We start from the raw sequence: 20,133 nt of genomic DNA on the forward strand, positions 1-20,133 counted from the left end.
CTCAAGCCGCCAGCATCGGATCGAGCTTGCCGGCCCGATCGAGCGCAAAGAGATCGTCGCAACCGCCGACATGATCGGCGCCGATGAATATCTGGGGAAAAGTGGTCCGTCCGTTCGACTTGCCGATCATCTCCTGGCGAAGATCCGGCGAAAAGGTCGCGTCGTGCTCGACATATTCGACGCCCTTTTCTTCGAGAAGGGACTTGGCGCGGGTGCAATAGCCGCAAAACTGCCGTGTGTAGATGGTGACGGGTACCATAATCTCTCCAGACTGATGCCGGGTATTCCTGTCATATAGGCTCGGAGAGAGCCCTTGCAAAGGTCAAAACCGTTATGTCGGCCGCACCCGCCTTGCGCAGTGTCCGGCTTGCCGCAGCGACCGTCGCCCCTGTTGTATAGACGTCGTCGACGAGGACGATGCGCTTGCCGAAAATGTCGTTTTCGCAACCCTTGGCAATCACGAAAGCACCCCTGACATTGTCCTCACGCGCCTTGGCACCGAGGCCGACCTGCTGGCTGGTGCGCTTGACGCGAATAAGCGTGGCGGCAAGCAGCGGCTTGCCTGAGAGCCTTGCCATATGGCGGGCAAGCTCGGCTGCCTGGTTGAACTTGCGCGCCAGCATGCGGGTGCGGTGAAGCGGCACCGGGATCAGCGCATCGCAGCTCTCGACCGTCCCGTCGGAAGCGCGCAGCATCCAGGCAGCCATCATCGGCGCCAGATCTGTGCGATCGCGATATTTGAGCCCATGAACGAGATCGCGGACCGCATGGTCATGGGTCGCAGCCGACCGCAGCCGGTCGAAGGGCGGCGGGTTGGCGATCGCCTCGGCGCTGAGGATGCCGACGCCGAGATCATGCGAGAAGGGAATGCCAAGCACCTCGCAATAGGGCCGTTCGATGAAGCGATGCCGGACCAGCATTTTGCGCAGAGCCCGCGATGGCCGCCTGTGGAAATACCGCAGACGGAGCAGGCGGGCGGATAAAAGAAATCGGCAAGCGCCGAAAACGGCCGCAAGAGATGCGCCCGCAAGAACTCTGACGGTTTTTCAACGTTGATCAGTCCCATGCCGCCGAGACTAGCCTGTTCTTCGCGAAAGGAAAATCGTCTTGCCGCACAGGCGGCGAGGGACTAAGGACATCGCCATGGAAACGATCTTCGACAGAGCCCTGATCGCCGCACATCGCCATCGCGCGCTTGTAAACAACGACCCGAAAGCCGCCTTCCTGCTCGACATTGCCGCTGAGGAAATGGCCGAGCGGCTTACTGTGGTCGAACGGACTTTCGAGACCGCCGTCGAACTGCATGGCGCAACCGGTGCTGCCGCCCGTGCCGCGCTGGCGACGGGCAAAATCGGCACGATGATACGCATCGAAAGCGAGAAGGCCTATGCCGGGCCGAGCGAAACATTGATCGAGGCGCCGCTCGAGGACGTGCCGCTCGAACAACAATCGGCCAATCTTATCCTTGCGCCGCTCAGCCTGCATCTGACCAACGATACGCCAGGTGTCTTCATCCAGATCCGCCGCGCCCTGAAGCCGGACGGCCTGTTCATGGCGGCGATCCCCGGCGCCGGCACATTGCAGGAACTGCGCGATGTGCTGCTGGCCACCGAGGTCGAGATGACGGGTGGCGCAAGCCCGCGTGTCATCCCCTTCGCCGATGTGCGCGATGTCGGCAGCCTCATGCAGCGCGCCGGCTTCACCTTGCCGGTAATCGATGCGGAGAACTATACGGTGCGCTATGATTCGCTCTTTCCGCTGATGCGGGATCTGCGAGCGATGGGCATGAGCAATCCGCTTGCGGCCCGAGCCCGGATGCCGCTGACACGCGCCTTCTTCCTGCGCGCGGCGGAGATCTACGCCGAACGTTATTCCGATCCCGATGGACGCATCCGCGCCACCTTCTCGATCATCTATGTCTCGGGATGGGCTGCCCATGAGAGCCAGCAAAAGCCGCTCAGGCCGGGTTCGGCCAAGGCGCGCCTTGCCGATGCATTGAAGGTGGACGAGCACAAGCTCAAGCAGTAACGGCCGGCTGCTTCTTCAATTCACCGTCATATTGTTGTTGATCACGTTGAAGACGTCCTGCAGGGCGCCGGTGAAGACCCCGAGACCGGAGATGAGCGCGCCACAAATGAGGGCGGCGATCAAGCCATACTCAATTGCCGTCGCACCTCTGTTATCTGCAAGAAATGCTTTCAAAATACGCATTATTTCGCGACCCTTTGAGCGAAACCGACGGCAAACGACCAATTCCACGACCATCGGGCGACGGCCGGCATTTTTCAGCAACCGGCGCCGACGCCATAGCCCTGGACGACGCAGACCGAACCGGGCGTATCTTGGAGGACGCTGCGGCGGATCGTATAACGCTTGCCGCTGTCACTCTTCGGGATCGATCCTGTCGTGATCGTATCGAAATCCGCCGGCGCGCTGGCAAAGACGCTTTTCTTCGAGGAATCCGCAAGCATTGGCGTCAGAATGAGCGTCAGCGCGACCACTGCCGTGCCGAACAGAAGGGCGATATTCAGCGCACCCGTCCTGCGCGAGGCAGACGAGGCCCGTTCCTTTTCCCGGACAGCTTTCCAGAAATCATCGTCCATGACGTCAAGCCTTTTAATACACGCACGCCAGATGCTTGATTGAGGCCGATCTTTGGCAGAAGGTGTTAAACGATCCATTAATATCCACAGCCGAAAACGATGTGGCACAATAATAATCAGATAACGCTAAAGTAAATCCTGCAACATCGGGATGAGCGGCTCGTCAGCCGGCGGCATCGGATAGTCGCGTAGCGCCTGCGGACGCACCCATTTTAGCGCCTGCCCCTCCCGGCCCTGGGGAATGCCCTCATAGCGCCGGCAGATATAAAGCGGCATCAAAAGGTGGAAGGTCTCGTAGGAGTGGCTGGCAAAGGTAAGCGGCGCAAGGCAGGCGATCTTGGTGTTGATGCCGAGCTCTTCCTCAAGCTCGCGCACCAGCGTTTCCTCCGGCGTCTCACCGGGCTCGACCTTGCCGCCGGGAAACTCCCACAACCCGGCAAGCGACTTTCCCTCGGGACGTTGTGCCAACAGGATGCGCCCATCGGCATCGATCAGCGCACAGGCGGCGACCAGCAATATCTTCCGGCCTGCCTCGCTCATCGCGGCTCCTGCTGCCAATAACAATAATGATAGGCGTCGCGAAAACCCAGGCGCTCATAGAGTGCGATGGCCGGGCGGTTGGACAGCTTCACCTGCAGCCAGGCCGAACGGGCGCTGCGCATGCGCGCCCAGCGCAGCGCCGAGGTGAGGATTTCCGTGCCGAGCCCCTCGCGCCGCCGCGCCTCGGAGACCGAAAGCGACATAATCCCGGCAAGGTCATTGTCCTGGACGCAGAGCACGGTCGCAAGCGGGCCGTCCGCCGCATTCTCGATCATGAATAGGCCGGATGGCGGCTTGATCGCCGAAATGATTTCGGCAAGCGCCGGCTTCAGCCTCAGTGGCGCCCGGTCGACGGCGAGGTTGGCGTCGACGAAACGGCCGACATCGTGAGTCGGCAGGTGATCGAGCGTATCCGGCAGCTCCGCCTCGGCAAGGTCGCAGGTCATCACCACTGTATCGTCGAAGCGCGTCCAGTTCTGCGCGCGCAGAAGTTCGATCAGCACCGGCGAGGCAAGCGGCGTCTGGCGGACCACAGCGGCGCGGCCATAGGCCTCGAACTTTCGGCGCGCCTTTTCCAGGCGGATTTCGACATCGCGATGATCCGAGGGATCGAGCGGCACGATCGAATTCAGCCGGTTGGACGGGTGACCGGCCGTCAGCCGCACCTGCCAGCTTCCGTCATATTGCACGGATGCCGCCGGCCAGGCGCGAAAGCCGACGGCCTCCAGCCTGCGCACCAGCGGCAGATTGTGTGAGAAAATGGATACCTGCGCCAATGAACGATCAGCTCCGATAGTCGCCATTGATCGCAACATATTCCTTGGTGAGGTCGCAGGTCCAGACGGTTGCTGTGCCGCCGCCGAGGCCGATATCGACTTTGACGGGGATATCCTGCGCCTTCATGACGTTCGAGGCGGCCTCCTCGGAATAATCGGGATCACGCTCGCCATTGACGGCGACCCTGATGTCGCCGAACCAGATGGCGAGCCGGTCGCGGTCGGCCATCTCGCCGGACTTGCCGACAGCCATGACGATACGGCCCCAATTGGCGTCTTCGCCGGCGGCCGCCGTCTTGACCAGCGGCGAATTTGCGATCGATAGCGCGATACGCTTGGCGGCGGCATCGCTCTCGGCACCCGTCACGGTGATTTCAAGCATCTTGGTGGCACCTTCGCCGTCGCGCACCACCTGCAGCGACAGGTCCTTCAGCACTTCGTTGAGTGCGGCCCGGAAGGCGGCAAGGCGCGGATCGTCGGCACGTTCGATGCGGGCCTGGCCGTCCTCGGCCGCGGCACCCGTCGCAAACAGCATCAACGTATCGGAGGTGGAGGTGTCGCTGTCGACGGTCATGGAGTTGAAGGTCGGGCCAACGCCGTCAGACAGAAGCGCCTGCAGCGCGGCAGGCGCAATGTCGGCATCGGTGACAACGAAGGAGAGCATCGTCGCCATATCAGGCGCGATCATGCCGGCGCCCTTGGCGATGCCGTTGATCGTCACGGCCACGCCGCCGATTGCGGCGCTGCGGGTCGAAACCTTCGGATAGGTGTCGGTCGTCATGATCGCCTTGGCGGCCTCGAACCAGAAATCGCCGGTCGCTTCGACCTGCATTCGGTCCAGAACGCCTGAGAATTTGGTGGCATCCAGCGGCTCACCGATGACGCCGGTCGAGGCCAGATAGACCTCGTTTTCGGCGCAGCCGACGGCAGCGGCAGCCGACTTCGCCGTCAGCGCGGTCGCCTGCCGGCCCTTCAGGCCGGTGAAAGCATTAGCATTACCGGAATTGACGACGACGGCGCGGGCGCTGCCATGGGGGAGATTGGCCCGGCAGAAATCCACCGGCGCCGACGGGCACTTCGAGCGGGTAAAAACGCCCGCAACAGTCGCCGGCCTGTCAAAGACCATCATCAGCACATCTGTGCGGTTCTTGTACTTGATGCCGGCGGAAGCCGTCGCCATCCGCACGCCGCGCAGCGGTGGCATCGAGACGAAGGATTTCGGGGCGAGCGGAGAGACGGAACCGGACATGATGAGACCTGCCAATGAGCACTTCCAGGCGAAATGGAAACCGGTTCGCCGTCCGGAAATGCGACAACAAACGATGCCAGAGCATGATGCCGAAAAGTGTCAGCGGCTTTCGGACAACACCATGCTCACCTTCTTTGATTTAGATCCGGATGATTTTAGGCCGATCAGGCCCAAAATCATCCGGATCTAATGAAGGGCCCGGAAGAACCGGGCCCCGATGCGAATATTACTGCTGCGGCGCTGGCGCGACGGGATCACTGCCCGGCTCCGGCTGCTTGTTGGCCTGGTCGTAACCCTTGCGCAGCGTCTCGTCCGTGATCTCGATCTTGGCGGAGGCCTTCGCCTTGTTCAGAAGCTCAAGATACTTGTCGCGCATGACGAGCTGACGAACCTGATCCTGCACCTGCTCGAAGGGCGGCGGCGGAGCGTCGCGCTTATCCTCAACCTTGATGACGTGGAAGCCGAAATCGGTCTTAACCGGCGTCTTGGAATAGGTGCCCTTCTCAAGCGCGAAGGCTGCGTCCTCGAATTCCTTGACCATGCGGCCGCGCGTGAAATAGCCGAGGTCGCCGCCTTCCGACTTGTTCGGATCGGTGGACTTTTCCTTGGCGAGTTCGGCGAAATCCTTGCCGGCATCGAGCTGCTTGATGATGTCCTTGGCTTCGTCCTCGGTCTTGACGAGGATGTGACGGGCGTGGACTTCCTCCTGCTTCGGCAGGGCAGCGACTTCCTTGTCGTAGCGGGCCTTGACTTCCTCAGGCGTCACGATGTCGACGACATGCTTCTTGAAATAGGCATTGTGCAGCTCGCGGTCAGTGAGATACTGCATGCGCTTCTTGAATTCGTCGGTTTGATCAAGCTTCTCAGCCGCAGCGTCGGCGGCGAGCAGCTTCACGTCGATGGCGGCGGAAAGGGCTGCGACCTTCTTCTGGTCATCTGGAAGCTGCGCCAGCTGCGGGTCGAGATTGGCGACCGCGAGGTCGAGTTCCGACTGGTGGATCTCCAGAGTGCCGACCTTGGCGATGACGGCGTCATCGGCATGGGCCGGGCCCTGGAGCGCAACAAAAGTTGCAAACGCCAGAACGGCAAGTTTGTTGGTGCTCAACATGAAATACCCTTCACAGTTACATTGCCGGTTTCAGCATCCCCTGAATCCAGCCCAAAATAGCCATCAACACCGGATTGTGGCCTTTCTGTATCCGCCAAATCCGTTGACATCATTCGACCCCCCTCTTATCTGTCACGCAACCTCGCGTCCAGAACAGTTTCCGGGCGTTTTAAGGCGCGCGCCTGATTTTCGGCTGGGCCGCGGACAAGAAACGCCGGGGATGAATATTGAGAAAGGGCCAGTCATATGGTCAGCTTTGGCGGTATAGCCCGCAAGTTATTTGGGTCTTCCAACGACCGCCGCGTGCGGTCCTACCAGCCGAACGTCACTGCCATCAACTCTATCGAAGAGAAGACGAAGGCCCTGACGGACGAGCAGCTCGCGGCAAAGACCGTGGAGTTTCGCGCCCTGCTCGCCGAGGGCAAGACGCTCGACGACATTTTGATCCCGGCCTTTGCCGTCGTGCGCGAAGCCTCGCGCCGCGTTCTCGGCCTGCGACCTTTTGACGTACAGCTGGTCGGCGGCATGATCCTGCATTCGAATGCGATTGCCGAGATGAAGACCGGCGAAGGCAAGACCCTCGTCGCCACCCTGCCGGTCTATCTGAACGCGCTTTCCGGCAAGGGCGTACACGTCGTCACCGTCAACGATTACCTCGCCCAGCGCGATGCCGCGACCATGGGCCGCGTCTACGGCTTCCTCGGCATGACCACCGGCGTCATTGTCCACGGCCTTTCCGACGAGGAACGCCACGCCGCCTATGCGTGCGACATCACTTACGCCACCAACAACGAACTCGGCTTCGATTATCTGCGCGATAACATGAAGTACGAGAAGAACCAGATGGTCCAACGCGGCCACAACTTCGCAATCGTCGACGAAGTGGACTCGATCCTCGTCGACGAGGCGCGCACGCCTCTGATCATCTCCGGTCCGCTCGACGACCGCTCCGAACTCTATAATACGATCGACGCCTTCATTCCGCTGCTGGCGCCGAGCGATTACGAGATCGATGAGAAGCAGCGCTCCGCCAACTTCTCCGAAGAGGGCACCGAGAAGCTGGAAAACCTGCTCCGCCAGGCCGGCCTCTTGAAGGGCAACGCGCTCTACGACATTGAGAACGTCGCGATCGTCCATCACGTCAACAATGCGCTGAAGGCCCACAAGCTCTTCCAGCGCGACAAGGACTATATCGTCCGCAATGACGAAGTCGTCATCATCGACGAGTTCACCGGTCGCATGATGCCGGGCCGCCGCTATTCGGAAGGTCAGCACCAGGCGCTCGAAGCCAAGGAAAAGGTGCAGATCCAGCCGGAAAACCAGACGCTGGCCTCGATCACCTTCCAGAACTACTTCCGTATGTACGACAAGCTCGCCGGCATGACCGGCACGGCGCAGACGGAAGCGGAAGAATTCGCCAACATTTACAATCTCGATGTCATCGAGGTCCCGACCAACCTCCCGATCAAGCGCCTCGACGAGGACGACGAGGTCTACCGGACCTTCGACGAGAAGTTCAAGGCGATCATCGAGGAGATCCTCGACGCCCACAAGCGCGGCCAGCCGGTGCTGGTCGGCACCACCTCGATCGAGAAATCGGAATTGCTTGCCGAGCGCCTGCGTAAGCAGGGCTTCGACGACTTCAAGGTCCTGAACGCCCGCTACCACGAGCAGGAAGCCTATATCGTCGCCCAGGCCGGCGTGCCGGGTGCCATCACCATCGCCACCAACATGGCCGGCCGCGGCACCGACATCCAGCTCGGCGGCAACCTCGACATGCGCATTGAGCGCGAACTCGGCGAAGTCGAAGCCGGTCCGGAGCGCGACGCCCGGATCCAGGCGATCATCGAGGAGATCAAGGCACTCAAGCAGAAGGCGCTCGAAGCCGGCGGCCTCTACGTCATTGCCACCGAGCGCCATGAAAGCCGCCGCATCGACAACCAGTTGCGCGGCCGCTCCGGCCGTCAGGGCGACCCCGGCCGCTCGAAGTTCTACCTCTCGCTTCAGGACGACCTGATGCGCATCTTCGGCTCCGACCGCATGGACAGCATGCTGACCAAGCTCGGCCTCAAGGAGGGCGAGGCGATCGTCCATCCCTGGATCAACAAGGCCCTGGAGCGCGCCCAGAAGAAGGTCGAAGCCCGTAACTTCGACATCCGCAAGAACCTCTTGAAGTATGACGACGTTCTCAACGATCAGCGCAAGGTGATCTTCGAGCAGCGCCTCGAACTGATGGAATCGACCAATATTTCCGAGACCGTTTCCGACATGCGCCGTGAGGTGATCGAAGACATGGTCGAAAAGCATATCCCCGAGCGCGCCTATGCCGAACAATGGGATGCCGCCGGCCTGAAGACCGGCGCTTTGAACATCCTCAATCTCGACCTGCCGATCGAGGACTGGGTGAAGGAAGAAGGCATCGGCGAGGACGATATCCGTGAGCGCCTGACGGAAGCCACCAATGCGGCCTTCACGGAAAAGGCCGAGCGTTTCGGCGACGACATCATGCATTATGTCGAACGTTCGATCGTCATGCAGACGCTCGATCATCTCTGGCGCGAACACATCGTCAACCTCGACCATCTGCGCTCCGTCATCGGCTTCCGTGGCTATGCCCAACGCGATCCGCTGCAGGAATACAAGTCGGAAGCCTTCGAGCTCTTCACGGCGCTGCTCAACAATCTGCGCGAAGCCGTCACCGCCCAGCTGATGCGCGTCGAACTGGTGCAGCAGGCGCCCGCCGAGCCTGAACCGCCGCTGATGCAGGCCCATCACCTGGATCCTACGACCGGCGAGGACGATTTCGCCCCGGCGATCTACCAGGCATCGGAAGTCATCGTTTCTCCTGAAAACCGCAACCCAGATGATCCATCCACCTGGGGCAAGATCGGCCGCAACGAGACCTGCCCCTGCGGCTCCGGCAAGAAATACAAGCATTGCCACGGCGCCTTCGAGCAGGTCTGAGGCAAGCCGCAAAGATCCGCGAAAATGCCGCCTCCGGGCGGCATTTTCTTTTCTGCGGCAACGCCGGAAAACCGGAATTTCAGCGTCGGACGGCAAACCAAACCAGAACCGTTTCTTAACCCTGTTCTGTCAAGACTTCAGGGGCGATTTGCCTGACCTTTAGAGTTTTGCGTGTTCATCATGGCGGTCATAGAAACAGCGGAGAAGATGCTGCCGGCGGGCCTGCGCCCGATCGGCGGCCGCACGCTGCGCATGCTTGCTGCCGTGCTCACCGAACGCGGTGAAAAGGCGGCCGCCCAGCGCATGGCGCTGACGGCCTTTTCGATTCGTATCCTCAGCGCCGCACTCGCCTTCGTCTCCCAGATCGTGCTCGCCCGGCTGATGGGCGAGTATGAATATGGCATCTTCGTTTTCGTCTGGGTGCTGGTCGTCGTCTTCGGTGATCTCTCATGCCTCGGTTTCCACACCGCGATCATCCGCTTCCTGCCGCAATACAGGGCAGCGGGCGCTTTCGAAGAAATCCGCGGCCTGACCGGCACGGCGCGCATCTTTGCGCTGCTTTCCGGTACGGCGGTGCTCGCCGCTGGCATGCTCGGCCTGCATTTCTTCGGCGATAAGATCCAGGTCTATTATCTCGTCCCGATCTTCATCGGCCTGCTCGCCATGCCGATGATCGCGCTCGGCGACATTCTGGAAGGCACGTCGCGGGCGAACCACTGGCCGGTGATGGCGCTGAGCCCGGTCTATATCGTCCGCCCGATCCTCATCATCCTTTTCATGCTGATCGCGATTGGCATCGGCGCCGAGCACACGGCCGTCACCGCGATGCAGGCAGCACTCGTCGCCACCTTCGTCACCGCCCTCGGTCAGTATGCCGCAACGCTCTACCGCCTGCGCCGGCATTATGACGAAGGCCCGCGCAAGGTCGATTTCCTCGCCTGGTTCAGCGTCGCCTTTCCGATTTTCCTGATCGAGGGCGTGAGCTTCCTGCTGACCAATTCCGACGTGGTCGTCGTCGGCATCTTCCTCGAGCCGCACGACGTCGCCATCTACTTCGCCGCCGCCAAGACGATGGCGCTGGTGCATTTCATCAATTTCTCGGTCAAGGCAGCCTCCGGCCCGCGCTTTTCCTCGATCATCGCCGAAGGCGACCATGCTCAGCTCGCAACCGCTGCCATCGACGCCGCCCGCTGGACCTTCTGGCCGGCGCTCGGGGTCGGCCTTGTCGTGCTTGCGGCCGGTCATCTGCTGTTATCGCTCTTCGGCGGCGCTTTTACGTCAGGTTATCTGGTGATGGCGATCCTGCTCTCCGGCATCCTCGCCAAGTCGCTGGTCGGCCCGGCCGAAACGCTGCTGATGATGGCAGGCAAGCAGAACCTCTGCGTCGCGCTCTATGCCGGCGCACTGACGGCCAATGTCAGCCTCAACCTCGCTTTGATCCCGCATTACGGCATCGAGGGCACGGCGATCGCCACGGCCTCGGCCATGGCCGTCGAGGCGATCCTGCTGCATGTCGCCGTGCGCCGCACGCTCGGCATCGTCCTTTTCGCTTTCGCCGGCCCCTCCGCCGCAACGCCAGAAATGAGAGTTCGATAGATGGTGCGTGTTCCCCCCGTTACCGAAAGCACCGACAGCACCGCGAACCGCATGTTGCATGATCTCGCCTCGCTGAATTTCGACGCGCCGCAGGCCGAGGCTCGCGCCGAGATCGGCCGACCGGGCCGCGAGCTCTGCCTCTACCCCGGCAAGCTCGGCTATGAGCTCCAGGATGAGCTCGATTTCCTCTCCAACCGGGCGATGGAACCGAACGTCTTTTTCTCCGGCCGCTTCCTCGCCCCCGCCATGCCGCGGCTCGAAGATCGGCAGGTGAACTTCGCCCTGATCCGCGATCACAATGCCGGCCGCAGCCGCATGCGGTTCCTCTTGCCGTTTTCGGTCGACAAGCCGGGCTTCGCCGTCGGCCCGTCGATCATCCGCGGCTGGTCGAACAGCTTCGGTCCGCTCGGCACGCCGCTTGTCGATGGCGAGGATGCAGCCGAGACCCTCGACAATCTTTTCGAGGGGCTGACCGCTGGCGATCTCAATCTGCCCGGCATATTGGTTCTGCCGGATCTGCGGCTGAACGGTATCTTCGTGCGCATGGTCAAGGCCGTGGCGCTCAGCCGCAATCTTCCAGTCACCGTCACCAATCCTTACGAGCGCCCGATGCTGCAGAGCGACGATGAGGCGCCGGTCTATCTCGGCAAAACCATCTCCTCCTCGCATATGCGCGAGATGCGCCGCCAGTGGCGCCTGCTGGAGGAGTTGGGAACAGCGGTCTATGCCGTCGCCCGCCAGCCGCGCGAAATCCATATCCGCTTCGAGGAATTCCTGGCAATGGAAGCCGGCGGCTGGAAGGGCAAGCGGCGAAGCGCTCTCGTCACCGATCGTTATCATACGGCCTTCGCCCGTGAGGCGGTGTCGAACCTTGCCGCCGTCGATGCCGTGCGTATTCACACGATCGATCTCAACGGCAAGGCGATTGCCGCCATCGTCGTGCTGATGATGGGCGGCGAGGCCTATACCTGGAAGACCGCCTACGATGAAAACTATGCCCGCTATTCGCCGGGCAAGCTGCTGATGAACGAACTCACCGAGTGGCATCTCGACGATGCCAACATCGTGCGCTCCGATTCCTGCGCCGTCTCGGATCATCCGATCATGAGCCGCTTCTGGCAGGAGCGCGAGGAGATGGGAACGCTGGTAATCGGCCTGACGCAGAATGGCGACCGCGACATGCGCCAGGTCTCAGCCCAGCTCCACATGTACCGCAGCACCCGCAACATGGCGAAGATGCTGCGCGAGAAGATCATGTCGCTCGCCGGGCGGGGCTAAAGCCTTTCCAGCAGAAGTGCCTAAAGCATGTCGCGCAAAAGTGTGCGCGGTTTTGCGATAACGACATGCGTAAAAACAAAGACCTAAAGCGCGAGGGGCGAATCTGAAAGATTGCGACGCGCTTTAGCGCTTTTGTGTCCGGAATTGCTCTATCCCTCGCTGGCCGCCCTCTCCCGCAGCAGCCGGCGGATCACCTTGCCGGTGGTCGTCAGCGGCAATGCATCGATGAATTCCACCTCGCGGGGATATTCGTGCATCGAAAGCCGCGTCTTCACCCACTCCCTTATGTCGGCGGCCAGCGCCTCGCTTGGGTGATGGCCTGGTGAAAGCACGATATAGGCCTTGACGATTTCGGTGCGCACGGTATCGGGCTTGCCGACGGCGGCGGCAAGCTGCACGGCGGGATGGCCGATCAGACAGTCCTCGATCTCGGCCGGGCCGATGCGATATCCCGATGAGGTGATGACGTCGTCGTCGCGGCCTTCGAAGGTCACATAGCCCTCGGCGTCCTGCCGGCCGATATCGCCGGTGAGCAGCCAGCCCTTGGCGAATTTTCGTTTCGTCGCCGCCGCATCGTCCCAGTAGCCGAGGAACATGACAGGATCGGGACTGGCGATGGCGATCTGGCCCGGTTCGCCGACGGGCAACTCATCGCCCGTCTCGCTGACGATCGCGACGCGATGCCCGGGCACCGCCCGTCCGATGGCGCCCGCTTTGGTCACGCCGTAGGCAGCGCTAGAAGCGAGCACGAAATTGCACTCCGTCTGGCCGTAAAATTCGTTGACGGTGATGCCGAGCGTATGACGTGCCCATTCATAGGTCTCGCGGCCGAGCGCCTCCCCGGCCGAGCCGATGGTACGCAGCACCAGATCATATTTTGAGCGCGGATCGGCAACGGATCTCATCAGCCTTAGTGCCGTCGGCGGAATGAAGGCATTGCGCACATCCATCTCGGCCATGATGCGATAGGCCATGTCGGCATCGAATTTCTGCGCTGGCGACGAGACGACGGGAACGCCGAGCAGAAGGCTCGGCAGCAGCGCATTGAGCAACCCGCCGGCCCAGGCCCAGTCGGACGGCGTCCAGACTTTGTCGCCCACTTTCGGAAAGCCCTCATGGGCAAACTGCATACCGGGAATATGGCCGGGCAGAACGCGATGACCATGCAGCGCGCCCTTGGGCGGCCCCGTCGTTCCCGAGGTGAAAATCATCAGAGCCGGATCGTCGGGAGACGTCTTTTCTCCCTTGAAGAAGGGCTCGTATGACACGATCAGATCGGCAAAGGAGAGAGCATCGTGGGCATTATCGAGGCTGATCACATGCCGAAGCTCCGGCAGCCGATCGCGAATTTGCCGGATGCGATCGAGGCCGAAATCATTGGTGACGATTGCCGCTGCACCTGAGGTCCTCAGCCTGTATTCGAGCGCCTCGACGCCGAAGAGCAGCGCCAGCGGCAAGGCGATTGCGCCCATCTTGTAGATCGCAACATGAACGACCACGGTCTCGAAGGACTGGGGCATCAGCAGGGCGACGCGGTCGCCTCGCTTAATGCCGAGCGAAGCCAGCGCATTGGCGAACATGGAAGAGGCACCGGCAAGCTCACCATAAGTCAGCGAAAGATGATCGCCGTCGGGGCTGAAATGCTCAAGGCAGACGCGCTCGGGATCTCTCGCGGCCCAGTCGTCGCTGACGGCGCGGCCGATATTGAAATCCTCCGGAATCCGCCAGGAGAAATCGCGATAAAGATGGTCGTAGCGATCGTGGGACGGCAGTTGCATGGTCGGATTCCAGTAAAATGCTGCATCAGCTAACACCTTGCCGCTGGGATGTGCAAGCCGAAGCCAGAAGCGGCAGTGATGAGCGCGGCTTCAAAAGCCGATCACGGATCATTGTGCGCACGCAGCATAAATTCTTCATTTGCCGCCCCTGCGACTTTAGCCATCTCGCGCTAAATCATGGAAGCCAGCCTGGGGTCATCGAATTCATCACGGAGTCGTTTCATGGAATACGCAAAATTTGGGAAGACCGGTCTCGAAGTGTCGAAAATCTGCTTGGGCTGCATGACATTCGGCGATCCCGGCCGCGGCAATCATGCATGGAGCCTGCGGGAAGAAGAAAGCCGGACGATGATCAAGCAGGCGATCGACCTCGGCATCAATTTCCTCGACACCGCCAATACCTATTCCAACGGTTCTTCGGAGGAGATCGTCGGTCGCGCCATAAAAGACTTCGCCAAGCGCGAGGACATCGTGCTGGCGACCAAGGTGTTCAACCGCATGCGGCCGGGCCCGAACGGCGCCGGCCTGTCGCGCAAGGCGATCTTCGACGAGATCGACAACAGCCTGCGTCGTCTCGGCACCGACTATGTCGATCTCTACCAGATCCACCGCTTCGACTACACGACGCCGATCGAGGAAACGCTGGAAGCGCTGCACGACGTCGTCAAATCTGGCAAGGCGCGCTATATCGGCGCCTCCTCGATGTATGCTTGGCAATTCGCCAAGGCGCTTTACGTCTCCAGGCTGAACGGCTGGACCGAATTCGTCAGCATGCAGGACCACCTGAACCTGCTTTACCGTGAGGAAGAGCGCGAAATGCTGCCGCTTTGCGAGGATCAGAAAATCGCCGTCATCCCCTGGAGCCCACTTGCCCGCGGCCGCCTGACCCGCGACTGGGACGAGACGACGGCACGCAGCGAAACCGACGAATTCGGCAAGACGCTCTACACGCAGTCCATCGATGCCGCCCGCAAGATCGTCGGGGCCGTGGCCGAAATCGCCAAGGCCCGCAACATCTCCCGCGCCCAGGTCGCAACCGCCTGGATCCTGCAGAAGAGTGCGGTGACCGCCCCGATCATCGGCGCGTCCAAACCGAACCACCTCAGAGACGCGGTTGCCTCACTCTCGGTCAAACTCACCGCCGAGGAAATCGCGGCCCTGGAAGCACCCTACATCCCGCACGCCATCGCCGGCTTCAAATAGTCGCTGGCTTCTTGGTCCTCAGGCATATGCAAGGCGGATTCTCTCCCTCTCCGCCTAGAGGGGGAGAGCGAAACCACGGCTTCCGCGACTGAGATTATGTCCGACTGGCGGGATCGAGCTGCCGGCGCATCGTCACCAAAAACTGCTCGGCAAGCGCCCTGTCCTCGACCGCGCGGGCAAGAATGACAGCACCCATCATCGACGAGAGCGTCGTCGTGGCATTGGCGCGGCGCTCCTCTTCCGTTTCGCCGGGAACGATATCAACGAGCGTATCGACCAGCACGGACAGGCCATCGCTGAAGACCGCACGGACCGCGCCGCGGCTGCGGCTCACCTCCTGGATCAGCGTTGCGAAGACGCAGCTGCCGCCCGGATCGTCAACCGTGCGCCAGTGGATGTAATGGTCGAGAAGCGCTGCCAGCGGTCGGTCCGGCGATTCGGCGATATGTTCCTTCCAGCGCTCTTCCACCCTGTCGATCAGCTTGCGGCTGACCTCCAGCGCCAGGTCGTCCTTCGAATCGAAATGACCATAGAAGCCGCCATGCGTCAGACCCGCCGCTTTCATGATGTCGGCAACGCCGACCCCGTCGAAACCGTTTTCGCGGAAAAGCACGCCGGCAACGCTCAGGATCTTTTCGCGGTTTTCGGCAAATTTTTCGCGGCTGACCCGCATTGTCATCTCCAGAAATAGTCGCTTGACAAAATATATGACGTCCATCATCAATACGCAAGAAATATGATGGCCATCATGTAAATCGATCCAGTATCTTCTCGAACCTGAATTCAAACGGAATCTTGCCCATGGTTTCCACAGCCCTCGCCTCCACCCTTGCCCGGCGCAACATCCATTACGGCTGGGTCGTCGTTGCCGCGACCTTTCTCACCATGCTGGTCACCGCCGGCGCCATGGGCGCACCCGGCGTTCTCATCAAGCCGCTGCAGGACGAGTTCGGCTGGGAGACCTCGCAGATTTCCTCGGCCCTTGCGATCCGCCTGATCCTTTTCGGTTTCATGGGTCCGTTCGCCGCCGCCTTCATGAATTATTTCGGCGTGCGCAAGGTCATCGTCTTCGCACTGGCGCTGATCGGCGCCGGCTTCGTCGGTTCGCTGTTCATGACGACGCTATGGCAGTTGCTATTGCTCTGGGGCATTGTCGTCGGTTTCGGTACGGGATTGACGGCCATGGTGCTCGCCGCAACGGTCTCCAGCCGCTGGTTCACCAAGCATCGCGGCCTCGTCGTCGGCATGCTCTCGGCTAGCTCGGCCACCGGCCAGCTCGTCTTTCTGCCACTGATGGCGGAGCTGACGGAACGCTACGGCTGGCGCTCGACGGTGTTTTTCGTCTGCGCCATGATCATGGTCGCAGCCCTTGCCGTGCTTGCCTTCATGCGCGACCGCCCCGCCGACCTCAACCTGCCCTCCTTCGGTGAGACGCAGGTGACGCCGCCACCGGCAAGCACCTCCCTCGGCGCCGCGTTGATGACGCCGATCACTGTCCTCAAGGAAATCTCGAAGACCTCGACCTTCTGGATCCTCTTTGCCACCTTCTTCATTTGCGGTCTCAGCACCAACGGCCTGATCCAGACCCATTTCGTCACCCTCTGCGGCGATTTCGGCATCGTACCGGTGGCTGCCGCCAGTGTGCTGGCCGTCATGGGCATCTTCGATTTCTTCGGCACCATCGGTTCCGGCTGGCTGTCCGACCGATTCGACAATCGTTGGCTGCTCTTCTGGTATTACGGCCTGCGCGGCCTGTCGCTGCTCTACCTGCCCTTCAGTGATTTCAGCTTTTACGGCCTCTCCATCTTCGCCGTCTTTTACGGCCTCGACTGGATTGCCACCGTGCCGCCGACCGTCAAGATCGCCGCCGACCGCTTCGGCCGCGAAAAGACTGGCCTCGTCTTCGGCTGGGTCTTTGCCGGACATCAGCTGGGAGCCGCCACCGCCGCCTATGGCGCCGGCCTCTCGCGCACCGAGCTTTCGAGCTACCTGCCGGCTTTCTTCGTCGCCGGCGCCTTTTGCCTGCTGGCCTCGATCCTGGCGATCACGCTGAAGAAGTCCGGTCTGAGCAACCCGGCACCGGCCGCCGCCCATTGATATCAGACAAGATCCGGCCTCGAAGCGAGGCCGGATCTCTCTACCGGATCAGTCCGATAACTTCGCTTGCCCGTCTTGCGCGTCCGGGCGCTCGCATGTTAGACAGCCGCCCGTTCGTATCCGTTGCCCCATTGGCGGAATTGGTAGACGCGCTCGACTCAAAATCGAGTTTCGAAAGAAGTGCTGGTTCGACTCCGGCATGGGGCACCACCAAAATCATCAAGCTCTTTGTCGGATAGTTCAAGCAACGCAAGCGGACTGCGTCGTCTCGCGTGGATGATCTGGGAAATCTCCGCCCGTAATGTGAGAGAGCGGCGAGGACAATATCGTCGTCATAGAACTTCAAAGACTTCGTATTCGACACCGCCCGGACACCTGCCGCCCTTTGCGACCGCGACAATGCTGTTAAGCCACGCATGCGCAGGCGCCGCGGTCTCGAAATACGGTGTCGTGCGCAGATAATATTCGGAAGCGTCGACCGTTTCGCCGCGCGCCAAACGCTCGTCGACGGCCTGTGACGCACGCCTGACGCCGCGATAGGTCATGAGGACGAGCCCCCCGTCATCGGCGACGAGGAGAAGCCTGACATCTTGCTGAAATGTGCCGTCGGCACGAGCGAGCAGGAGATCCGAACCGATCAGTGGCGACACTTCTCCTTTCAGGCGCTCCCCTTGGAAATGTCCGCCCGAGACGGGAAAAATGCGCCGGCCGCCGGCTGGCGTCTGCCCAAGCTCCAGCGTCGGATGAAGCGCGATGAAGAGTGTAAACAGGTGCTGAGATTGCAGGGACACAGTAGATCTCCTATTTTGGGCTGCCCCCAAAATTGCACCAGAGCGTTCCGCCTTCAAAACGCGCTTTGCTTGTCGTCACCGCAAGATAAATTGATCGTGAAGGGAAGCTGATCATGCGACCGTCATTGGAGTCTCTGCGCGTATTGGAAGCCTGTGTCTCGGCCGGCAGCTTCGCGCGCGCAGCCGAACGCTTGTTTCTGACGCCGGCGGCGGTCAGCCTTCGTATTCGCACTCTGGAGGCTGAGCTCGGTCAGCCGCTATTTATCCGCGCCGGTCGGCGAGTGGTCCCGACGGCCGCCGCCTCCGTTCTGGCAAACCGGGTCCGGGAGGCATTGACCGGGATCGGTGAGGCGCTCGCAGAATTTCAGGCTGCGACGCCGCCACTCAGGCTCACGGCGCCGCCGACCTTTGCGTCGCGCTGGCTTGCACCGCGTCTGGCGCGCTATCCTGCGCCAGAAGCTTCCGTCATCGAGGTCGACGTCTCGGCGGAAATACGTGACACGGGCGCATTCGACGTCGCCATAAGGACGGGTCGCGGCGGATGGGCCGGGCTGGAAGAATATCGGCTCGCTCCCGTAGAAGTGACGCCGATGCTGTCGCCTTCCCTGCTTGGAACGCGGAAGCTTGCCGCGCCGCAGGCGCTGGCTGACTTCGCGCTTCTGCCGCACCCTGATTGGCAGCAATGGTTTAAGGAGGCTCAATGCGCGACCCCGCAGGCTTTGCGCTTTTTGGCGGTCGATTACCCCACGCACGAGTTGGATGCCAATGCGGCGCTGGCAGGCGTGGGTGTGGCGCTGTTGTCGCCGTCGCTGTTTCGGCCGCTTTTGACCGAGGGCCGGTTGATCGCGCCGTTCCCCTACGTGCTGAGCGGGCCAGCCTGGCATTTTGCGCTCATCCGCTCCAATGACGCGCGCGAGGCGCCGCGGCAGCTCTGCGCATGGCTTTGCGAGCAGGCGCGTGAAGTCGCATAATTCCGAACCAAAGACACTGTGATGGCTTGGGCGAGATGATGGGCGCGGCCGCGCGCTAGCGAAAGACGACACTGCATCACCGCATCGACCGCCGCCCGTACCCGATAGAATTATTGGCCAAGGTCGCTTTGGCGGCGATCTCAAGTCTCTCCCGAAAGTCGGATATGAGGCCGTCATATCCCGTTAGGCTGGGAGGCTTGTGAAAATACTCAGCGCCTAAGCGGAGCTTACTTGTTTTTCAGCAGCCACATCTTGCCGGCCATCGTGATGCCGTAGACGTCTTTTGTTGCGTCGTCATCCAGATGCCGCCGCTCCAGAAAACCCGGCTCCTTCAACTCGCCCAGCGTCTTTGCAGTGACCGATTTTATTTTCTGAGGCCGCTCTTTCCACCGGTCAGTTTTTGCATAAGTCACCGTCGCGTTCTCGTGCGTCCATTTATTGGCTGGCTGAGGATAAAGGTCTCCATCCCTGGCGAGTTTAAGTGCGGCGATCTGGGACGGCGTAAGCTCAATCATACTAAAAGATCCTGTGCGGGCGGTGTTTGCGCTGGGAACGCGCTGTTACCAAAGGCGTGCTCATAACACCGACAGACGACTTTCACCACTGCATTGAAATATTCGTGCCACAAAAGGCGAAAACCCGGCTCGTCGGAACCAGGCTTCGTCCTTATCGCACATTTTTTCGTTAATTGCAGCGCCGGACCGTCTTGGTGACCTCGCCTTCGTCGGTCTGTCGGGTGACGCTCCTGGTTTCGCAGCCGTTATCGCGATAGCGGCGGTGCTCACGTTCGCGCACGGCACCGAAAGTGACGCCACGCTCGCTGATGGTGATGCCGGGTCGTACCCGCTCGTGACGATAGCCGTCGTCATAGGAACGCTCCCTGACATAGACGCTGTCGGCAAGAACAGGCGCAGCAAACGAGCAGACGGCAAGGGCCGCCACAGTACAGTTCAAGATCATCTTTCTCATGACGTTCTCCTTTCTTGTTGAAAGGGCAACGAGGCAAGACACAAGTGGTTCCAACATCGGTGACGGCCCGACCGTGCCGCGAACGAGGGCCGTGCCTACAACGCAACGCACCTTTTTAGTCCTGAGAAGGACGCTTTAACATTTGGAATTGCAGCATTATTCTATTCTACCCGCCAAAATGAGAGCGAAGGCCCCGAACAGTAGCCGGTC

Annotated in this window: 20 protein-coding genes, 1 tRNA gene and 1 pseudogene; 9 read left to right on the forward strand and 13 right to left on the reverse strand. The window is 61.0% G+C overall.

Annotation, left to right across the window (positions count from 1 at the left end):
* Position 1 precedes the first annotated feature (1 nt).
* Together grxC and U5G49_RS19705 are read right to left on the reverse strand one after the other, a co-directional pair.
* Entirely contained in the window at positions 2-259 is a 258-nt protein-coding gene (gene grxC, locus U5G49_RS19700; RefSeq protein WP_011653683.1) for a glutaredoxin 3, read from the reverse strand.
* Positions 260-290: 31 nt separating this feature from the next.
* Positions 291-1,066, reverse strand: a pseudogene (locus U5G49_RS19705) (ComF family protein).
* Between the two features lie 77 nt (positions 1,067-1,143).
* On the opposite strand from U5G49_RS19705, the gene U5G49_RS19710 reads away from it, so the two are divergent.
* Positions 1,144-2,028 (forward strand): methyltransferase domain-containing protein, encoded by an 885-nt coding sequence (locus U5G49_RS19710; RefSeq protein WP_018448079.1) that lies wholly within the window; start codon positions 1,144-1,146, stop codon positions 2,026-2,028.
* Between the two features lie 15 nt (positions 2,029-2,043).
* On the opposite strand, the gene U5G49_RS19715 is transcribed toward U5G49_RS19710, so the two are convergent.
* The 5 genes from U5G49_RS19715 to argJ all read right to left on the reverse strand — a co-directional run bounded on the left by U5G49_RS19715 (position 2,044) and on the right by argJ (position 5,168).
* Complete coding sequence (locus U5G49_RS19715; protein WP_018448080.1) at positions 2,044-2,211, reverse strand: Flp family type IVb pilin; 168 nt, start codon at positions 2,209-2,211, stop codon at positions 2,044-2,046.
* Between the two features lie 74 nt (positions 2,212-2,285).
* Complete coding sequence (locus U5G49_RS19720; protein ID WP_018243751.1) at positions 2,286-2,603, reverse strand: hypothetical protein; 318 nt, start codon at positions 2,601-2,603, stop codon at positions 2,286-2,288.
* A 126-nt stretch (positions 2,604-2,729) separates the two neighbouring features.
* A complete protein-coding gene (gene mutT / locus U5G49_RS19725) occupies positions 2,730-3,143 on the reverse strand; it encodes an 8-oxo-dGTP diphosphatase MutT (RefSeq protein ID WP_012759141.1) in 414 nt (137 codons plus the stop codon).
* Positions 3,140-3,946: a GNAT family N-acetyltransferase gene (locus U5G49_RS19730; protein ID WP_018448081.1), complete on the reverse strand. Its 807-nt coding sequence runs from the start codon at positions 3,944-3,946 to the stop codon at positions 3,140-3,142. The genes mutT and U5G49_RS19730 overlap by 4 nt, the downstream gene beginning before the upstream one ends.
* Positions 3,927-5,168 (reverse strand): bifunctional glutamate N-acetyltransferase/amino-acid acetyltransferase ArgJ, encoded by a 1,242-nt coding sequence (gene argJ, locus U5G49_RS19735; protein WP_018448082.1) that lies wholly within the window; start codon positions 5,166-5,168, stop codon positions 3,927-3,929. The genes U5G49_RS19730 and argJ overlap by 20 nt, the downstream gene beginning before the upstream one ends.
* On the opposite strand from argJ, the gene U5G49_RS19740 reads away from it, so the two are divergent.
* Positions 5,167-5,358 carry a hypothetical protein gene (locus tag U5G49_RS19740; protein WP_018448083.1) on the forward strand — a complete coding sequence of 64 codons (192 nt, stop codon included), beginning with the start codon at positions 5,167-5,169 and terminating at the stop codon, positions 5,356-5,358. The two genes, argJ and U5G49_RS19740, sit on opposite strands and share 2 nt — an antisense overlap.
* 36 nt (positions 5,359-5,394) lie before the next feature.
* Here U5G49_RS19740 and U5G49_RS19745 read toward each other — a convergent pair whose 3' ends face one another.
* Positions 5,395-6,276: a peptidylprolyl isomerase gene (locus U5G49_RS19745; protein ID WP_018448084.1), complete on the reverse strand. Its 882-nt coding sequence runs from the start codon at positions 6,274-6,276 to the stop codon at positions 5,395-5,397.
* 246 nt (positions 6,277-6,522) lie between these two features.
* Between U5G49_RS19745 and secA the strand changes: the two genes are divergently transcribed.
* The 3 genes from secA (at position 6,523) to U5G49_RS19760 (ending at position 12,114) form a co-directional block, all read left to right on the forward strand.
* Positions 6,523-9,240, forward strand: coding sequence for a preprotein translocase subunit SecA (gene secA, locus U5G49_RS19750; protein ID WP_018243756.1), 2,718 nt, complete (start codon positions 6,523-6,525; stop codon positions 9,238-9,240).
* 180 nt (positions 9,241-9,420) lie between these two features.
* Positions 9,421-10,836: a lipopolysaccharide biosynthesis protein gene (locus tag U5G49_RS19755; protein WP_193444678.1), complete on the forward strand. Its 1,416-nt coding sequence runs from the start codon at positions 9,421-9,423 to the stop codon at positions 10,834-10,836.
* Complete coding sequence (locus U5G49_RS19760) at positions 10,837-12,114, forward strand: GNAT family N-acetyltransferase (RefSeq protein WP_193444677.1); 1,278 nt, start codon at positions 10,837-10,839, stop codon at positions 12,112-12,114.
* 149 nt (positions 12,115-12,263) lie between these two features.
* On the opposite strand, the gene U5G49_RS19765 is transcribed toward U5G49_RS19760, so the two are convergent.
* Positions 12,264-13,892 (reverse strand): AMP-binding protein, encoded by a 1,629-nt coding sequence (locus U5G49_RS19765; protein WP_193444676.1) that lies wholly within the window; start codon positions 13,890-13,892, stop codon positions 12,264-12,266.
* Between the two features lie 222 nt (positions 13,893-14,114).
* On the opposite strand from U5G49_RS19765, the gene U5G49_RS19770 reads away from it, so the two are divergent.
* Entirely contained in the window at positions 14,115-15,095 is a 981-nt protein-coding gene (locus U5G49_RS19770; protein ID WP_193444675.1) for an aldo/keto reductase, read from the forward strand.
* Positions 15,096-15,189: 94 nt separating this feature from the next.
* On the opposite strand, the gene U5G49_RS19775 is transcribed toward U5G49_RS19770, so the two are convergent.
* Positions 15,190-15,768, reverse strand: a complete 579-nt coding sequence (locus tag U5G49_RS19775; protein WP_018448090.1) for a TetR/AcrR family transcriptional regulator — start codon at positions 15,766-15,768, stop codon at positions 15,190-15,192.
* A gap of 128 nt (positions 15,769-15,896) precedes the next feature.
* Between U5G49_RS19775 and U5G49_RS19780 the strand changes: the two genes are divergently transcribed.
* Both U5G49_RS19780 and U5G49_RS19785 read left to right on the forward strand, forming a co-directional pair.
* The gene (locus U5G49_RS19780) at positions 15,897-17,192 is read left to right on the forward strand and encodes an MFS transporter (protein ID WP_018243762.1); all 1,296 of its coding nucleotides are present in this window, start codon (positions 15,897-15,899) and stop codon (positions 17,190-17,192) included.
* A 125-nt stretch (positions 17,193-17,317) separates the two neighbouring features.
* A tRNA-Leu gene (locus tag U5G49_RS19785) sits at positions 17,318-17,402 on the forward strand.
* A 122-nt stretch (positions 17,403-17,524) separates the two neighbouring features.
* On the opposite strand, the gene U5G49_RS19790 is transcribed toward U5G49_RS19785, so the two are convergent.
* The gene (locus U5G49_RS19790) at positions 17,525-17,983 is read right to left on the reverse strand and encodes a DUF3237 domain-containing protein (protein ID WP_018243763.1); all 459 of its coding nucleotides are present in this window, start codon (positions 17,981-17,983) and stop codon (positions 17,525-17,527) included.
* Positions 17,984-18,096: 113 nt separating this feature from the next.
* Here U5G49_RS19790 and U5G49_RS19795 point away from each other — a divergent pair, with 113 nt between their 5' ends.
* Positions 18,097-18,954 (forward strand): LysR family transcriptional regulator, encoded by an 858-nt coding sequence (locus tag U5G49_RS19795; RefSeq protein ID WP_193444674.1) that lies wholly within the window; start codon positions 18,097-18,099, stop codon positions 18,952-18,954.
* A gap of 227 nt (positions 18,955-19,181) precedes the next feature.
* Here U5G49_RS19795 and U5G49_RS19800 read toward each other — a convergent pair whose 3' ends face one another.
* Both U5G49_RS19800 and U5G49_RS19805 read right to left on the reverse strand, forming a co-directional pair.
* Positions 19,182-19,469: a hypothetical protein gene (locus U5G49_RS19800; protein ID WP_012759154.1), complete on the reverse strand. Its 288-nt coding sequence runs from the start codon at positions 19,467-19,469 to the stop codon at positions 19,182-19,184.
* Positions 19,470-19,638: 169 nt separating this feature from the next.
* A complete protein-coding gene (locus U5G49_RS19805) occupies positions 19,639-19,923 on the reverse strand; it encodes a hypothetical protein (protein WP_018243765.1) in 285 nt (94 codons plus the stop codon).
* Positions 19,924-20,133: the final 210 nt, after the last annotated feature.

The sequence above is a fragment of the Rhizobium indigoferae genome, assembly GCF_034554815.1.
Classification (GTDB): domain Bacteria; phylum Pseudomonadota; class Alphaproteobacteria; order Rhizobiales; family Rhizobiaceae; genus Rhizobium; species Rhizobium leguminosarum.

Bases quoted from the DNA above. Each gene is read 5' to 3' on its own strand.
- grxC (WP_011653683.1), bottom strand. From the start codon at position 259: ATGGTACCCGTCACCATCTACACACGGCAGTTTTGCGGCTATTGCACC.
- U5G49_RS19710 (WP_018448079.1), top strand. From the start codon at position 1,144: ATGGAAACGATCTTCGACAGAGCCCTGATCGCCGCACATCGCCATCGC.
- U5G49_RS19715 (WP_018448080.1), bottom strand. From the start codon at position 2,211: ATGCGTATTTTGAAAGCATTTCTTGCAGATAACAGAGGTGCGACGGCA.
- U5G49_RS19720 (WP_018243751.1), bottom strand. From the start codon at position 2,603: ATGGACGATGATTTCTGGAAAGCTGTCCGGGAAAAGGAACGGGCCTCG.
- mutT (WP_012759141.1), bottom strand. From the start codon at position 3,143: ATGAGCGAGGCAGGCCGGAAGATATTGCTGGTCGCCGCCTGTGCGCTG.
- U5G49_RS19730 (WP_018448081.1), bottom strand. From the start codon at position 3,946: ATGGCGACTATCGGAGCTGATCGTTCATTGGCGCAGGTATCCATTTTC.
- U5G49_RS19740 (WP_018448083.1), top strand. From the start codon at position 5,167: ATGATGAGACCTGCCAATGAGCACTTCCAGGCGAAATGGAAACCGGTT.
- argJ (WP_018448082.1), bottom strand. From the start codon at position 5,168: ATGTCCGGTTCCGTCTCTCCGCTCGCCCCGAAATCCTTCGTCTCGATG.
- U5G49_RS19745 (WP_018448084.1), bottom strand. From the start codon at position 6,276: ATGTTGAGCACCAACAAACTTGCCGTTCTGGCGTTTGCAACTTTTGTT.
- secA (WP_018243756.1), top strand. From the start codon at position 6,523: ATGGTCAGCTTTGGCGGTATAGCCCGCAAGTTATTTGGGTCTTCCAAC.
- U5G49_RS19755 (WP_193444678.1), top strand. From the start codon at position 9,421: ATGGCGGTCATAGAAACAGCGGAGAAGATGCTGCCGGCGGGCCTGCGC.
- U5G49_RS19760 (WP_193444677.1), top strand. From the start codon at position 10,837: ATGGTGCGTGTTCCCCCCGTTACCGAAAGCACCGACAGCACCGCGAAC.
- U5G49_RS19765 (WP_193444676.1), bottom strand. From the start codon at position 13,892: ATGCAACTGCCGTCCCACGATCGCTACGACCATCTTTATCGCGATTTC.
- U5G49_RS19770 (WP_193444675.1), top strand. From the start codon at position 14,115: ATGGAATACGCAAAATTTGGGAAGACCGGTCTCGAAGTGTCGAAAATC.
- U5G49_RS19775 (WP_018448090.1), bottom strand. From the start codon at position 15,768: ATGCGGGTCAGCCGCGAAAAATTTGCCGAAAACCGCGAAAAGATCCTG.
- U5G49_RS19780 (WP_018243762.1), top strand. From the start codon at position 15,897: ATGGTTTCCACAGCCCTCGCCTCCACCCTTGCCCGGCGCAACATCCAT.
- U5G49_RS19795 (WP_193444674.1), top strand. From the start codon at position 18,097: ATGCGACCGTCATTGGAGTCTCTGCGCGTATTGGAAGCCTGTGTCTCG.
- U5G49_RS19800 (WP_012759154.1), bottom strand. From the start codon at position 19,469: ATGATTGAGCTTACGCCGTCCCAGATCGCCGCACTTAAACTCGCCAGG.
- U5G49_RS19805 (WP_018243765.1), bottom strand. From the start codon at position 19,923: ATGAGAAAGATGATCTTGAACTGTACTGTGGCGGCCCTTGCCGTCTGC.